The organism is Streptomyces sp. P9-2, from assembly GCF_051903975.1.
Taxonomy (GTDB): domain Bacteria; phylum Actinomycetota; class Actinomycetes; order Streptomycetales; family Streptomycetaceae; genus Streptomyces; species Streptomyces cellulosae.
The window spans coordinates 5,966,167-5,981,727 of sequence record NZ_CP192633.1; the positions used below are offsets into that span (position 1 = coordinate 5,966,167).

The window sequence follows — 15,561 nt, forward strand, 5'->3', positions numbered from 1 at the left end:
TCACGACTTGGGCCGCTGGACGCTCTCCAGGAGCATGTCCAGCCATTCCGCGACCTTGTCGCGGTGCTGGTCGGTGGGCAGCTGCGCGGCCCGCCAGGCGATGCCCCGCACCCCGTGGTCCTGCAGCAGCCGCTCCAGCGGATCGTCGGCCGCCGGGGCCGACTCCCGCTCCGCGAGCTTCTGGAGCAGCTCCTGCTCGGTGTGCTGGAGGGCGCTCGCCAGCGCCTCCGGGTCCTCGGCGGTGAGGAAACCGGCGTGCACCCGGAAGAACCGCTGGAGGGCGTCGCAGTGCTCCATGGTGGGCCGCCGGTCGCCGTTGATGAGCGCGCCGGCCTGTTGCCGGGACATGCCCGCCCCGTCGGCGATCTCCTGCTGCGTGTACTTGCGCCCGTTCGGCTTCAGCCGCGTACGGCGCAGCAGGTCCAGCCGCTGCAGGAAACGCGCCTGCACATCGGGCTCGCCCGCGGGCTGCCCGCTCAGCAGCGCCTTCACCACGGGCTCCGGGACGCCGGACGCCACGGACAGCCGGCCCACGTCGAAGACCTCGCCGTGCGCCACGCCGAGCCGGTCGGCGAGTGCGGTGACGCGGGCGACGACGGCGGACAGCGCGGTCGTCGGCGCGGTGCCCGGACCCTCGAAGCCACCCGTCACCGAAAGATCTCCTACGTCTCTCACAGGCTTCTCACAAGCGATTGCCGTGAACCTCACGGAGACTAGCCGGTGTATCGAACTCGCATCCAGGTCTCGCCACAACTGTGGCCAATTTCAGCCGTCAACCGTCGCGGAATGCCACGATAGTTGACATGCCGACGCTCCGGGCACCAGGATCGGGGCGCCGCGTCAGGGCCGCACAGGCAAGAGGGGTGACCTCCCGATGGCATTTCAGGCAGGAGGGCAGCGGCCGGCACCGCGGCCCGGCCCCGGGACTTCCGAGGCCCACGACTATCTGCGGGACTACGCCGTCCTGCTGGACTCCGTACCCTTCCCGTCGCTGGTGGTGGACCACCGGTGGGACGTCCTGCTCACCAACGGCGCCTTCCGGACACTTTTCCAGGGCGTGGAGCCGCACCCGACGGCCCACCCCGGTGCCAACTTCCTGCGCTTCGTGCTGTTCCACCCGGACGCCGCCACGGTGCTGGGCGACCACGAGGCGAGCTGGTGCCTGCCCATGCTCGCGGACTTCTCCGCGACCGCCGAGCGGCACCCCCACGACCCCGTGCTGCACGCCGTACGCAGGGACATCGCCCAGGACCCGATCATGGAGGCCGCCTTCCGGCACGGCCTGCCCCACTGGCTGCGCGCCGTGGGCGAGCGGGCCGCCGGGCACGACGGCTCCGTACGTCCGTTGCTGCACCCGGACCCTCGCTGGGGCACCACGGAGTGCCGTCTGCTGGTGGAGTCCACCTCCGTGCTCGAGGAGATGGGCTGCCGCCGGGTGACGTTCGTCCTGCGCGAGACGCCCCGCCCCGCAGGACGGGACCGCAGGAACCGCCGCGCCGCCTCCCACCTGCGCGTGGTTCCCACCGCCGGCTGAGCCCGCCGATCGCCCGTTCCCGCCCTGTTCCACGGCAGTGTGATGTGTGACATAGTACTGGCGTGAGCGAGTCGCTGACCTGCGATGTCGTGGTGGTGGGCGCCGGGATGACGGGCGCCGCCTGCGCCCTGTACGCGGCTCGCGCCGGTCTCGACGTCACCGTCGTGGACCGCGGCCCGGTGGCCGGCGGGACGACCGGCGCGGGGGAGGGGAACCTCCTCGTCTCCGACAAGGCGCCAGGACCCGAACTCGACCTGGCCCTGCTGTCCCTCCGGCTGTGGGCGGACCTGGCCGCGCGGCACGGCCCGGACGTCGAGTACGACGCCAAGGGCGGCCTCGTCGTCGCGGAGACCCCGGAGGCGTACGACGGACTGCGGGCGTTCGCGGACGCGCAGCGCGCGGCCGGGGTGACCGCCGAACCCGTGACCGCCGACCGTCTCCATGACCTCGAACCGCGCCTTGTACCCGGTCTTCCCGGCGGAGTGCGCTATCCGCAGGACGCCCAGGTGATGCCCGCCCTCGCGGCGGCACACCTGCTGAAGGCCTCCGGCGCCCGCCTCCTCACCGGCCATGAGGTGACCCGTGTGCTGCGCGCCCGTGACGGCGCCGTGCGCGGCGTACGCACCCCGCGCGGCGACGTCCTCGCCCCCGCGGTCGTCAACGCGGCCGGCACCTGGGGCGGCGAACTCGCCTCCCGCGCGGACGTGTTCCTTCCCGTCATGCCCCGGCGCGGCTTCGTCCTCGTCACCGAACCGCTGCCGCTCCGCATCCGGCACAAGGTGTACGCCGCCGACTACGTCGCCGACGTCGCGGGCGACACGGCGGACCTGCTGACCTCCCCGGTGGTGGAGGGGACGGCCGCCGGGCCGGTGCTCGTCGGCGCCAGCCGGGAACGCGTCGGCTTCGACCGCTCCCTGTCGCTGCGAGCCGTACGGGCGCTGGCGGCGGGGGCGACCCGGCTGTTCCCCTTCCTGTCCGAGGTACGGGCGCTGCGGACGTACGCCGGTTTCCGGCCGTATCTGCCCGACCACCTTCCGGCGATCGGCCCCGACCCGCGGGCGCCGGGGCTGTTCCACGCCTGCGGGCACGAGGGCGCCGGCATCGGACTGGCGCCGGGCACGGGGCTGTTGATCGCGCAGGCGCTCACCGGGAAGACGCCCGAGCTGGATCTCGCGTCGTTCCGGCCCGACCGCTTCCCCCGCCCGACGAAGGAGGCCGCGCGGTGAAGACTCCCGAAGGGGACGGCACCGGGCGTGCGTTCGAGGTGACCTTCGACGGGCGGTCGGTCGAGGCGCTGCCGGGACGGACGGTCGCCGCCGTGCTGTGGGCGGCCGGCGTCACCTCCTGGCGCACGACCCGGGACGGCGGACGCCCGCGCGGGGTGTTCTGCGGCATCGGCGTCTGCTTCGACTGCCTCGTCACCGTCAACGGCCGCCCCAACCAACGGGCCTGCCTCGTCCCGGTGCGCCCGGGCGACGTCATCCGCACCCAGGAGGGCACGGGCCATGAGGACTGACCTCGCGGTGATCGGTGCCGGCCCGGCGGGGATCGCCGCGGCCCTGGCGGCGGCGCGGCGCGGGATCCGGGTCGCCCTGGTCGACGCGGCGCCGGGACCCGGCGGGCAGTACTTCCGCCGGCCCGCGCCCGGCCTCGACGCCGAAGGCGCCGTCCCGCAGCACGGGCGGCGCACCTGGACGCGGCTGCGGGACGCCCTCGCGGCGAGCACCGTCGACGTACGGCCGGAGCACCATGTCTGGTGCGTGGAGCGGGACTCCTGCGGGCTGACCGTGCACGCGCTGCTCGGGCCGGAGCAGCGGGAGTCCGTCGAACTTCGCGCCGGCGCCGTGCTGTTGGCCACCGGCGGGTACGAGACGGTCCTGCCGTTCCCCGGATGGACGCTGCCGGGTGTCGTCACGGCGGGCGGCGGGCAGGCCATGCTCAAGGGCGGTCTCGTCACCCCCGGCGGCACGGTCGTGGTCGCCGGGACCGGGCCGCTGCTGCTGCCCGTGGCCACCGGACTCGCGTCGGCGGGCGTCCGCGTCGCCGCGCTCGTCGAGTCCACCGGCCCCGCACGGCTGCCGCGTCACGCCCGCGCCCTGGCCGGCAAGCTGCCCGAGGCGGCCGGGTACGCGGCCCGGCTGCTGCGCCACCGGGTGCCGGTGCTGACGCGGCACACCGTGGTCCGCGCCCACGGCGTGGACCGGCTGACCGGCGTCACCGTCGCCGCACTCGACGCACGGGACCGCGTCCGGCCCGGCACCGAGCGGCTGCTGCCGTGCGACGCCCTCGCGGTGGGCCACGGCATGCTGCCGCACACCGACCTCGCCGAGACCCTGGGCTGCCGGCTCGACGGGCACGCGGTCGCCGTCGACGCCGAACAGCGCACCGACGTACCGGGAGTGTGGGCGGCCGGGGAGGCCACGGGCATCGGCGGCGCGGCCCTCGCGCTGGCCGAGGGACACATCGCGGGACGCTCGATCGCGGCACGGCTCCGGGGTACGGCTCCTGATCCGGCTGCCTGGGCGCCGGCCGCCAAGGTCCGCGCCCGGGGACGTACGGTCGCGGCGGCCCTGCACTCCCTGCACACCCCGCCCGCTCACTGGGGCGAGGGCGTCCCCGACGACACGGTGATCTGCCGCTGCGAGGAGGTCACCGCGGGCGCCGTCCGGGAGGCCGTCACCCTCGGCGCCGGCGATACCCGCACGGTGAAGCTGCTCACCCGCGCGGGGATGGGCTGGTGCCAGGGCCGCATGTGCGCACCGGGGATGGCAGCGGTCACCGGGTGCCCGCCCACACCGACCCGCCGCCCTTTCGCCCGCCCGGTCCCGCTGGGCGTCCTGGCGGCCGGACACGAGGGTCGCTCCCGCTCGGGTGCGCCTGACGGTGCGGGCCCGTCGGTGGGGGCCGCCGCGCCCCCGGAGGACGAGGGGCCGCAAGCCGGGCCCGCCGGGCCGCAGGGTGTGTCCGAGTCGCCCGGACCGCACGGACCGGCCGAGGAGCGCCGCCCGCACCGGGAGCCCCGGCCCGGTACTCCGACGCCATCCGACCCCACGGCACAGCAACTCCCGCCACAGGAACTCCCGCCTCAGGAACTCCCGCCTCAGGAACTCCCGCCTCAGGAACTCCCGCCACAGGAACTCCCGCCACAGGAACTCCCGCCTCAGGAACCGCCGCTTCAGGAAGGCGCCCCCGCCTCCCCCCGGCCCTCGGAATCCGCCCCGCGCCCCACCCGTCCCCACCCGCCCACGCCGGAAGGATCCCCATGACCGATCACCGCCCCTGGCGGGGAGTCCTCGTCGCCACCGCGCTGCCGCTGCGCGGCGATCTGACCGTCGACCTCGACCGGTACGCCGAGCACTGTTCCTGGCTCGTGGCGAACGGGTGTGACGGGGTCGTGCCGAACGGGTCGCTGGGGGAGTACCAGGTGCTCACCCCCGGGGAGCGCGCCCGGGTCGTCGAGACGGCCGTCGCCGCCGTCGGCGGGGAGCGGGTGATGCCCGGGGTCGCCGCCTACGGGTCCGCCGAGGCGCGCCGCTGGGCGGAGCAGGCCGCCGAGGCCGGGTGCCGGGCGGTGATGCTGCTGCCACCCAACGCCTACCGCGCCGGCGAGCGGTCCGTCGTCGCCCACTACGCCGAGGTCGCCCGCACCGGACTGCCCGTCGTCGCCTACAACAACCCGGTCGACACCAAGGTCGACCTGGTGCCGGAGCTGCTCGCCCGGCTGCACGGCGAGGGGTACGTCCGCGCCGTCAAGGAGTTCTCCGGGGACGTCCGCCGCGCCTACCGGATCGCCGAACTCGCGCCTGATCTTGACCTGTTGGCCGGCGCCGACGACGTACTCCTGGAGCTCGCCGTCGCCGGGGCGAAGGGATGGATCGCCGGGTACCCCAACGCCCTGCCCCGCTCCTGCGTGGAGCTGTACCGCGCCGCCGTAAGCCATGACTTGACCACCGCGCTGCCGCTGTACCGGCAGCTGCACCCCCTGCTGCGCTGGGACTCGCGCGTGGAGTTCGTACAGGCGATCAAGCTGTCCATGGACCTCGTCGGACGCCATGGCGGGCCCTGCCGTCCGCCGCGCGTCCCGCTGGGCCCCGAGCAGGAGGCGGCCGTGCGCGCCGCCACCGAGAAGGCCGTCGCGGCCGGACTGGCGTAGAGGAGGCAGGGACATGCGCAGCTCACTCGTCCTGCACGCCGTCGACTCGCACACCGAGGGCATGCCCACCCGGGTGATCACCGGCGGCATCGGCGTCATCCCGGGTGCCACGATGAACGAACGGCGCCTGTGGTTCCGTGAACACCGGGACCACGTCAAGCAGTTGCTGATGAACGAGCCGCGCGGCCACGCGGCGATGAGCGGCGCGATCCTCCAGCCGCCCACCCGGCCCGACTGCGACTGGGGCGTCGTCTACATCGAGGTGTCCGGCTACCTCCCGATGTGCGGACACGGCACCATCGGCGTGGCGACCGTGCTGGTGGAGACGGGCATGGTCGAGGTCGTCGAGCCCGTCACCACCGTCCGCCTGGACACCCCCGCCGGGCTGGTCGTCGCCGAGGTGGCGGTCGCGGACGGCCGTGCCACCGCCGTGACCCTGCGCAACGTGCCGTCCTTCTCCGTCGCCCTGGACCGCGAGGCGACCCTGCCCGACGGACACACGGTCACGTACGACCTGGCGTACGGCGGGAACTTCTACGCCATCCTGCCGCTGGAGCAGTTCGGGCTGCCCTTCGCCCGCTCCCGCAAGGACGACATCCTCGCCGCCGGACTGTCCCTGATGGAGGCGTTCAACGCCGAGGGGGAGCCCGTGCATCCGGAGGACCCGTCCATCCACGGCTGCCACCACGTCCAGCTCACCGCGCCCGGCTCCACCGCCCGCCACTCGCGGCACGCCATGGTGATCCACCCCGGCTGGTTCGACCGTTCCCCGTGCGGCACCGGCACCAGCGCCCGCATGGCCCAGCTGCACGCCCGCGGTGAACTCCCGCTCGGCACCGAGTTCGTGAACGAGTCCTTCATCGGCACCAGCTTCACCGGACGCCTGCTCGGCACCACCGAGGTGGCCGGGCACCCCGCTGTCCTGCCCAGCTTCACCGGACGGGCCTGGATCACCGGCACCGCCCAGTACCTCCTCGACCCGACCGACCCGTTCCCCGCGGGGTTCGCCCTGTGAGCGCCGCCGGCGGCCCCGCCCTGCCCGCCCTCGGCGGACGCGGCCCCAGTTACCGCGAACGGGTCGCGGACGCCCTGCGGGCCGCGCTGATCGCCGGTGAACTGCGGCCCGGCGAGGTGTACTCGGCGCCCGCGCTCGCGGCCCGCTTCGGTGTCTCCGCCACCCCCGTCCGCGAGGCGCTGCTCGACCTCGCCAAGGAGGGGCTGGTCGACGCCGTGCCCAACAAGGGGTACCGGGTGACCGCCGTGTCCGAGCGCCGGCTCGACGAGTTCACGCACGTACGCGCCCTCATCGAGATCCCCACCACGGCGGCGCTGGCGGCCACAGCAGACCCCACCGCACTCGCCGCGCTGCGGCCCGTCGCTGACGAGATCGTCGCCGCCGCCGCGGCCGGTGACCTCATCGCGTACATCGACGCCGACCAGCGCTTCCACCTCGGACTGCTGGCCCTCGCCGGGAACGCTCATCTCGTCGAGGTGGTCCGCGACCTGCGCAGCCGCTCCCGGCTGTACGGGCTGACCGCGCTGGCCGAACAGGGGCGGCTGCGCGCGTCCGCCGAGGAGCACCTGGAACTGCTCGACGCGCTGCTCGCCCGCGACACCGAGGCCGTAGGGGAGGTGATGAGCCGTCATCTCGGGCATGTGAGGGGACTCTGGGCAGCGCCATGACCCGGCATCTTGCGCGATTATGCAAATCTCTTGCGTATCTTGCGCTACGCTTGCGGCCATGACGCGACGACTTGCTGTGGTGGCGAAGAAGGTCGGGGTCAGCGAGGCCACGGTCAGCCGGGTGCTCAACGGCAAGCCGGGAGTCTCCGAGGCGACCCGGCAGGCGGTGCTCTCCGCCCTGGACGTGCTCGGCTACGAGCGGCCCACCCAACTGCGCGGCGAGCGCGCCCGGCTGGTCGGCCTGGTCCTGCCCGAGCTGCAGAATCCGATCTTCCCCGCCTTCGCCGAGGTCATCGGCGGCGCCCTCGCCCAGCTCGGGCTCACCCCCGTGCTGTGCACCCAGACCCGCGGCGGGGTCTCCGAGGCGGACTACGTCACCCTGCTGCTGCAACAGCAGGTGTCCGGCGTGGTGTTCGCGGGAGGTCTCTACGCCCAGGCCGACGCGCCGCACGACCACTACCGGCAGCTCGCCGAGCGCAACATCCCCGTCGTCCTCGTCAACGCGGCCATCGAGCACCTGGGTTTCCCCGCCGTGTCGTGCGACGACGCCGTGGCCGTCGAGCAGGCCTGGCGCCACCTCGCCTCCCTCGGGCACGAGCGCATCGGCCTGGTGCTCGGCCCCGGCGACCACGTGCCGTCGGCGCGCAAGCTGGCGGCCGCGCGGGCCGTGGCCGGCGAGGTGCCCGAGGAGCACGTCGCCCGCGCCATGTTCTCCATCGAGGGCGGCCACGCCGCCGCCACCCGGCTCATCGAGCGGGGCGTCACCGGCTTCATCTGCGCCAGCGACCCCCTCGCCCTCGGCGTCGTACGCGCCGCCCGCCGCAAAGGACTCGACGTCCCCGGCCAGATCTCCGTCGTCGGCTACGACGACTCCGCGCTGATGAACTGCACCGAACCCCCGCTCACCACGGTGCGCCAGCCCATCGAGGCCATGGGCAAAGCCGTGGTGGAGCTGCTCAACGCGCAGATCAGCGGCAGCACGGTGGCCCCCGAAGAGCTGCTGTTCGAACCGGAGTTGGTGGTGCGCGGCTCCACCGGGCAGGTGCCGCGCGGCTGACCGCCCGTCAACTGTCGAATAATTTCAAATTCTGCGCGACATCTTGCGGACCGTTGTCGTCGGTGCTTGAGTGTGCCCCGCCCACCGCTCCTGTTCCGAGGGGTTCACTCGCTCCTGTCCCGTAAGGGGTCCACCGATGAGAAGCACCGGGATCCGCCGTACCCTCGTCGCGCTCGGCGTCGGCGCCCTCGCGCTGACGGCCTGCGGCTCGGACGGCGACGACGCCGCCGACGGCAAGACGCGCATCACCGTCAACTGCATGCCGCCCAAGAGCGCCAAGGTCGACCGCCAGTTCTTCGAGGAGGAGATCGCCGCCTTCGAGAAGAAGAACCCGGACATCGACGTCGTCCCGCACGACGCGTTCCCCTGCCAGGACCCCAAGACGTTCGACGCCAAGCTCGCCGGCGGCCAGATGGAGGACGTCTTCTACACGTACTTCACCGACGCCAAGCACGTCGTCGACATCAACCAGGCCGCCGACCTGACTCCCTACGTGAAGGAACTCAAGAGCTACAGCACCATCCAGCAGCAGCTCCGCGACATCTACACCGTCGACGGCAAGACCTACGGCATCCCCCGCACCGGCTACTCCATGGGCCTGATCTACAACCGGGAGCTGTTCGAGAAGGCCGGACTCGACCCCGACACCCCGCCCGCCACCTGGGACGAGGTCCGCACCGCCGCGAAGAAGATCGCCGCGCTCGGCGACGGCGTCGTCGGGTACGCCGACTACAGCGCGCAGAACCAGGGCGGCTGGCACTTCACCGCCGAGCTGTACTCCCAGGGCGGCGACGTGGTGAGCGCCGACGGCGAGAAGGCCACGATCGACACCCCCGAAGGCCGCGCCGTCCTCCAGACCCTCCACGACATGCGGTGGAAGGACGAGTCGATGGGCAGCAAACAGCTGCTCGTCATCAACGACGCCCAGCAGATGATGGGCTCCGGCAAGCTCGGCATGTACCTCGCCGCCCCCGACAACATCCCGATCCTGGTGAAGGAGAAGGGCGCCGAGTACAAGAACATCGCCATCGCCCCCATGCCGGGCGGCAAGGCCACCCTCGTCGGCGGCGACGGCTACATGTTCAGCAAGAAGGCCACCCCCGAGCAGATCCGCGCCGGCCTCAAGTGGCTCGACCACATGTTCCTCACCCCCGGTGACGGCTTCCTCGGCGACTACGCCCGCGCCAAGCAGAACGACGCCCCCGTCGGCCTGCCCGAACCGCGCCTGTTCACCGGCGCCGCCGACGCCAAGGACCAGCAGGTCAAGCAGGCCAACGCCAACGTGCCGGTGGAGAACTACCAGGCCTTCCTCGACGGCAACCAGAAGCTCGAGATGAAGATCGAGCCGCCGCACGCCCAACAGCTCTACTCCGTCCTCGACGGCGTCGTCTCCGCCGTCCTCACCAAGGAGGACGCCGACATCGACCAGCTGCTGAAGGACGCCTCCGGCAAGATCGACGGCATCCTGGCCCGGAGCTGACGGTGACGAAGACGGTCGAACGGCCGCCCGCCGTGCGGGTCCGTCCGGTGAAGGCGCCGTCCCCGGCGGGGGACCGGAGGCGGCGCCGCCTCACCGACCACCTGCGCGCGTACGGCTTCCTCCTGGGCGGGCTGATCTGCTTCGCGCTGTTCTCCTGGTACCCAGCGATCCGCGCCGTCGTGATCGCCTTCCAGAAGTACACGCCCGGCTCGGACCCCGAATGGGTCGGCACCGCCAACTTCACCCGCGTCTGGCAGGACCCCGAGTTCGCCGCAGCCTGGCGCAACACGCTCACCTTCACCCTGCTCGCCCTGCTGATCGGCTTCGCGATCCCCTTCGTGCTGGCCCTCGTCCTCAACGAACTCCGCCACGCCAAGGCGTTCTTCCGGGTCGTCGTCTACCTGCCGGTGATGATCCCGCCCGTGGTGAGCGCCCTGCTGTGGAAGTGGTTCTACGACCCGGGCGCCGGCCTCGCCAACGAGGCGCTGCGCCTCCTCCACCTGCCGACCTCCAACTGGTCCAACGGCGCCGACACGGCCCTGGTGTCCCTGGTGATCGTCGCCACCTGGGCCAACATGGGCGGCACCGTGCTCATCTACCTCGCCGCGCTCCAGTCCATCCCCGGAGAGCTGTACGAGGCCGCCGAACTCGACGGCGCCAACCTGCTCCAGCGCGTCCGGCACATCACCGTCCCGCAGACCCGGTTCGTGATCCTCATGCTGATGCTGCTGCAGATCATCGCCACCATGCAGGTCTTCACCGAACCGTTCGTGATCACCGGGGGCGGTCCGGAGAACGCCACCGTCACCGTCCTCTACCTCATCTACAAGTACGCCTTCCTCTACAACGACTTCGGCGGCGCCTGCGCGCTGAGCGTCATGCTGCTCGCCCTGCTGGGCGCGTTCTCCGCCGTCTACCTCCGCCTCACCCGCTCCGAGGAGGCCGTATGAGCGCCGGCGTCCGCACCCTCGTCTCCCCGGCCGTCCTGGCCCGCCCCCGTGGCAAGGCCGTCTACTGGACCGTCTTCACCGGCGTCGTCGCGCTGTTCACGCTGGCGTTCCTGTTCCCGGTGTACTGGATGGCCACCGGCGCGATGAAGTCGCCCGACGAGGTGGCGCGCACCCCGCCCACCCTCGTCCCCGAGAGCTGGAGCACCGCCGGGTACGCGGACGCCTGGGAGCTGATGCGGCTGCCCACGCACCTGTGGAACACGGTGGTGCAGGCGGCCGGCGCCTGGATCTTCCAGCTCGTGTTCTGCACGGCCGCCGCCTACGCCCTGTCCAAGCTGCGTCCGGCCTTCGGCGCCCTGGTCCTCGGCGGCATCCTCGCCACGCTGATGGTGCCCGCCCAGGCCCTCGTCGTCCCGAAGTACCTCACCGTCGCGGACCTCGGGCTGCTCAACGACCCGCTCGCCATCTGGCTGCCGGCCGTCGCCAACGCCTTCAACCTGTACCTGCTCAAGCGGTTCTTCGACCAGCTGCCCAGGGACGTCCTGGAGGCCGCCGAGATCGACGGCGCGGGAAAGCTGCGCACCCTGTGGTCCATCGTGCTGCCCATGTCCCGCCCGGTGCTCGGTGTGGTGTCGATCTTCGCGCTGGTCGCCGTCTGGCAGGACTTCCTGTGGCCGCTGATGGTCTTCTCCGACACCGACAAGCAGCCCGTCAGCGTGGCCCTCGTGCAGCTGTCGCAGAACATCCAGCTGACCGTGCTGATCGCCGCGATGGTGATCGCCAGCATCCCCATGGTCGCGCTGTTCCTCGTCTTCCAGCGGCACATCATCGCCGGGATCAGCGCGGGCAGCACCAAGGGCTGACACCGCACCCCCGTCCACAGAAGAGAAAGGCACCCACGTGGGACAGCCCACCCCTGCCACCGACGACGGATGGTGGCGCTCCGCCGTCATCTACCAGGTGTACGTCCGCAGCTTCGCCGACGGCGACGGCGACGGCACCGGCGACCTGGCCGGCGTCCGCACCCGCCTGCCGTACCTCGCCGAACTGGGCGTCGACGCACTGTGGTTCAACCCCTGGTACCGGTCCCCGATGAAGGACGGCGGCTACGACGTCGCCGACTACCGCGCCGTCGACCCCGCCTTCGGCACCCTCGCCGAGGCGGAGAAACTCATCGCCGAGGCACGGGAACTGGGCATCCGCACCATCGTCGACATCGTGCCCAACCACGTCTCCGACCAGCACCCCTGGTTCCGCGCGGCCCTCGCGGGCGGCCCCGAACGGGAGCTGTTCCACATCCGCCCGGGACGCGGCGAGCACGGCGAACTCCCGCCCAACGACTGGCAGTCCGAATTCGGCGGCCCCGCCTGGACCCGGCTGCCCGACGGCGACTGGTACCTGCACCTGTTCGCCCCCGAGCAGCCCGACCTCAACTGGGCCCACCCCGCCGTCCGCCAGGAGCACGAGGACATCCTGCGCTTCTGGTTCGAGCGGGGCGTCGCAGGCGTCCGCATCGACTCCGCCGCCCTGCTCGCCAAGGACCCCGCACTGCCCGACTTCACCGAGGGACACGACCCCCACCCCTACGTCGACCGCGACGAACTCCACGACGTGTACCGCGCCTGGCGGGCCGTCGCCGACGAGTACGGGGCCGTCTTCGTCGGCGAGGTCTGGCTCCCCGACACCGAACGCTTCGCCCGCTACCTGCGCCCCGACGAACTGCACACCGCGTTCAACTTCTCCTTCATGACCTGCCCCTGGGACGCGCGGCGGCTGCGGACGTCGATCGACGACACCCTCGCCGAGCACGCCCCCGTCGGAGCCCCCGCCACCTGGGTGCTGTGCAACCACGACGTCACCCGCACCGTCACCCGCTACGGCCGCGCCGACACCGGCTTCGACTTCGCCACCAAGGCCTTCGGCACCCCCACCGACCTGGAACTCGGCACCCGCAGAGCCCGCGCCGCCGCACTCCTCTCCTTCGCGCTGCCCGGCGCGGTCTACGTGTACCAGGGCGAGGAACTCGGCCTGCCAGAGGCGGACATCCCGCTGGACCGCATCGAGGACCCCATGCACGCCCGCTCCGGCGGCACCGACCCCGGCCGCGACGGATGCAGGGTGCCGCTGCCCTGGGCGGCCGGCGAGCCGCATGCCGGCTTCGGCGGCGAGCCCTGGCTGCCGCAGCCCGACGGCTGGGCCGCCTACGCCGCCGACCGGCAGGCCGAGGACCCCGGCTCCATGCTCCGCCTCTACCGCGAGGCGATCCGGCTGCGCCCGGAGTTCGGCGACGGCCCGCTGACCTGGCTGCCCGCACCCGACGGCGTCCTCGCCTTCGCCCGCGCCGACGCCCTGTGCGTGGTCAACCTCTCGGACACCCCCGTCGGCCTCCCCGCCCACTCCGCGCCGCTCCTGGCCAGCGGCCTCCTCGACCCCGCCGGGCGGCTGCCCGGCGACACCGCGGTCTGGCTGCGCGCCTGAGCCGCGCCTCCGTCTGTTCCCGTACCCCCACCACGAAGGGACCAGCACCATGACCACCCCCCGCACAACCACAAGAAGCGTGCCGGCGGCGGCCACAGCCGTCGCCCTCGCCGCCGGCCTGCTCGTCGCCGTCGCCCCGCCGCCCGCCCACGCCGCGGCCGGCGCCACCCTCCCGTTCACCTCCGTCGAGGCCGAGTCCGCGCCCCACACCGGCACCCTCATCGGCCCCGATCACACCCAGGGCACGCTCGCCTCCGAGGCGTCCGGCCGCCAGGCGGTGCGGATCAACGCGGGACAGCGCGTGGAGTTCACCGTGCCGCGCGCGGCCAACGCCGTGACCGTGGCGTACAGCGTCCCCGACGGCCGGTCCGGCTCGCTGGACGTGTACGTCAACGGGCAGCGGCTCGACCGGACCCTGCCCGTCACCTCCAAGTACAGCTACGTCGACACCCCGTGGATCCCGGGCGCCCGCACCCACCATCTCTACGCCAACGCGCGCATGCTGCTGGGCCGGGACGTCCGGGCGGGCGACACCGTCGCCTTCCAGGCCACGAACGTCCAGGTCACCGTCGACGTGGCCGACTTCGAGCAGGCGCCCGCGGCCGCCGCCCGCCCCTCCGGTTCCGTGTCCGTCACCGACAAGGGCGCCGATCCCACCGGACAGGGCGACTCCACCCAGGCGTTCCGCGAGGCCGTCGCCGCCGCCCAGGGCGGGACCGTGTGGATACCGCCGGGGGAGTACCGGCTGACCTCGTCCCTGAACGGCGTCCAGAACGTCACCCTCCGGGGCGCGGGCCACTGGCACTCCGTCGTGCGCACCTCCCGCTTCATCGACCAGACCGCCTCCTCCGGCAACGTCCACATCAAGGACTTCGCCGTCATCGGCGAGGTCACCGAACGCGTCGACTCCAGCCCGGACAACTTCGTCAACGGCTCCCTCGGCCCGGACTCGACCGTCTCGGGGATGTGGCTCCAGCACCTCAAGGTGGGGCTCTGGCTGACCGGCAACAACGACAACCTGGTCGTCGAGAACAGCCGCTTCCTCGACATGACCGCCGACGGCCTCAACCTCAACGGCAACGCCCGCGGGGTGAAGGTCCGCAACAACTTCCTGCGCAACCAGGGCGACGACGCCCTCGCCATGTGGTCGCTGAACGCGCCCGACGTGAACAGCGTCTTCGAGAACAACACGATCACCCAGCCGAACCTCGCCAACGGCATCGCGATCTACGGCGGCACCGACATCACCGTCCGGAACAACCTGATCGCCGACACCAACGCCCTCGGCAGCGGCATCGCGATCTCCAACCAGAAGTTCCTCGACCCGTTCCACCCGCTGTCCGGCACCATCACGGTCGACGGCAACACCCTGGTCCGCACGGGCGCGATGAACCCCAACTGGAACCACCCGATGGGCGCCCTGCGCGTCGACTCCTACGACAGCGCCATCGACGCCCAGGTACGGATCACCAACACCACGATCACCGACAGCCCGTACAGCGCCTTCGAGTTCGTCTCCGGCGGCGGACGCGGCCTCGCCGCCCGGAACATCACCGTCGACCGCGCCACCGTGAACCGGGTCGGGACGGTCGTCGTCCAGGCGGAGACGCAAGGAGCGGCGACCTTCCGGAACGTCACCGCGACCGGGGTCGGCTCGGCCGGCATCTACAACTGCCCCTACCCGGCAGGGTCCGGTGCCTTCACCGTCACCGACGGCGGGGGCAACTCCGGCTGGGACAGCACCTGGTCGGACTGCTCCACCTGGCCCGAGCCCGGCCAGGGCGAACCGCAGCCCGACCCGGACCGCAACCTCGCCCTGAACCGCCCCGCCACCGCCACCGGTTCGCAGGACGTCTACACCCCCGGCAAGGCGGTCGACGGGGACGCGCACACCTACTGGGAGTCCGCCAACCACGCCTTCCCGCAGACCCTGACGATCGACCTGGGCGCCACCCACGCCGTACGCCGGGTGGTGCTGAAACTGCCGCCGCAGGCCGCGTGGCAGGCCCGCACCCAGACCCTGTCCGTGCGGGGCAGCACCGACGGCTCCGCGTGGACCACGCTGGCCGCCGCCCGGGAGCACCGCTTCGACCCGGCGACCGGCAACACGGTGACCGTCCCGGTCGACGGCAGCCTGCGTCATCTGCGGCTGCACGTCACCGGCAACACCGGCTGGCCGGCCGCCCAGTTCGGCGAGGTCGAGGTGTACGGCTCCTGACGGGCGGG

The 15,561-nt window shown here is 72.5% G+C and carries 13 protein-coding genes and 1 pseudogene; 13 read left to right on the forward strand and 1 reads right to left on the reverse strand.

What is annotated here, in order from left to right; translation table 11 throughout:
• On the reverse strand, nt 1–651 hold the full coding sequence (locus tag ACQY0Z_RS26950; protein ID WP_019525034.1) for a helix-turn-helix domain-containing protein: 651 nt from the start codon (nt 649–651) through the stop codon (nt 1–3).
• A gap of 223 nt (nt 652–874) precedes the next feature.
• On the opposite strand from ACQY0Z_RS26950, the gene ACQY0Z_RS26955 reads away from it, so the two are divergent.
• The 13 genes and pseudogenes from ACQY0Z_RS26955 (at nt 875) to ACQY0Z_RS27015 (ending at nt 15,553) form a co-directional block, all read left to right on the forward strand.
• A complete protein-coding gene (locus ACQY0Z_RS26955) occupies nt 875–1,534 on the forward strand; it encodes an MmyB family transcriptional regulator (RefSeq protein WP_254588177.1) in 660 nt (219 codons plus the stop codon).
• Between the two features lie 62 nt (nt 1,535–1,596).
• The gene (locus ACQY0Z_RS26960) at nt 1,597–2,760 is read left to right on the forward strand and encodes an NAD(P)/FAD-dependent oxidoreductase (RefSeq protein WP_189904024.1); all 1,164 of its coding nucleotides are present in this window, start codon (nt 1,597–1,599) and stop codon (nt 2,758–2,760) included.
• Nucleotides 2,757–3,050 carry a (2Fe-2S)-binding protein gene (locus ACQY0Z_RS26965; RefSeq protein WP_189904022.1) on the forward strand — a complete coding sequence of 98 codons (294 nt, stop codon included), beginning with the start codon at nt 2,757–2,759 and terminating at the stop codon, nt 3,048–3,050. Before ACQY0Z_RS26960 ends, ACQY0Z_RS26965 begins: the two co-directional genes overlap by 4 nt.
• Nucleotides 3,040–4,389 (forward strand): annotated as a pseudogene (locus tag ACQY0Z_RS26970) (NAD(P)/FAD-dependent oxidoreductase); the annotation flags it as partial. The gene ACQY0Z_RS26965 and the pseudogene ACQY0Z_RS26970, both read left to right, overlap by 11 nt.
• A 407-nt stretch (nt 4,390–4,796) precedes the next feature.
• Nucleotides 4,797–5,687 (forward strand): dihydrodipicolinate synthase family protein, encoded by an 891-nt coding sequence (locus tag ACQY0Z_RS26975; protein ID WP_189904021.1) that lies wholly within the window; start codon nt 4,797–4,799, stop codon nt 5,685–5,687.
• A 13-nt stretch (nt 5,688–5,700) separates the two neighbouring features.
• On the forward strand, nt 5,701–6,702 hold the full coding sequence (locus ACQY0Z_RS26980) for a proline racemase family protein (protein WP_439812952.1): 1,002 nt from the start codon (nt 5,701–5,703) through the stop codon (nt 6,700–6,702).
• The gene (locus tag ACQY0Z_RS26985) at nt 6,699–7,370 is read left to right on the forward strand and encodes a GntR family transcriptional regulator (protein WP_189904016.1); all 672 of its coding nucleotides are present in this window, start codon (nt 6,699–6,701) and stop codon (nt 7,368–7,370) included. The genes ACQY0Z_RS26980 and ACQY0Z_RS26985 overlap by 4 nt, the downstream gene beginning before the upstream one ends.
• A gap of 58 nt (nt 7,371–7,428) precedes the next feature.
• Nucleotides 7,429–8,427 (forward strand): substrate-binding domain-containing protein, encoded by a 999-nt coding sequence (locus ACQY0Z_RS26990; protein ID WP_189904015.1) that lies wholly within the window; start codon nt 7,429–7,431, stop codon nt 8,425–8,427.
• Between the two features lie 136 nt (nt 8,428–8,563).
• Nucleotides 8,564–9,907, forward strand: a complete 1,344-nt coding sequence (locus ACQY0Z_RS26995) for an ABC transporter substrate-binding protein (protein WP_254587917.1) — start codon at nt 8,564–8,566, stop codon at nt 9,905–9,907.
• 2 nt (nt 9,908–9,909) lie between these two features.
• Nucleotides 9,910–10,857 (forward strand): carbohydrate ABC transporter permease, encoded by a 948-nt coding sequence (locus ACQY0Z_RS27000; protein WP_347226622.1) that lies wholly within the window; start codon nt 9,910–9,912, stop codon nt 10,855–10,857.
• A complete protein-coding gene (locus ACQY0Z_RS27005; RefSeq protein ID WP_189904009.1) occupies nt 10,854–11,720 on the forward strand; it encodes a carbohydrate ABC transporter permease in 867 nt (288 codons plus the stop codon). Before ACQY0Z_RS27000 ends, ACQY0Z_RS27005 begins: the two co-directional genes overlap by 4 nt.
• Before the next feature lie 37 nt (nt 11,721–11,757).
• The gene (locus ACQY0Z_RS27010) at nt 11,758–13,335 is read left to right on the forward strand and encodes a glycoside hydrolase family 13 protein (RefSeq protein WP_439812953.1); all 1,578 of its coding nucleotides are present in this window, start codon (nt 11,758–11,760) and stop codon (nt 13,333–13,335) included.
• A gap of 49 nt (nt 13,336–13,384) precedes the next feature.
• Complete coding sequence (locus ACQY0Z_RS27015; protein WP_439812954.1) at nt 13,385–15,553, forward strand: discoidin domain-containing protein; 2,169 nt, start codon at nt 13,385–13,387, stop codon at nt 15,551–15,553.
• The last annotated feature ends 8 nt before the right edge of the window (nt 15,554–15,561 follow it).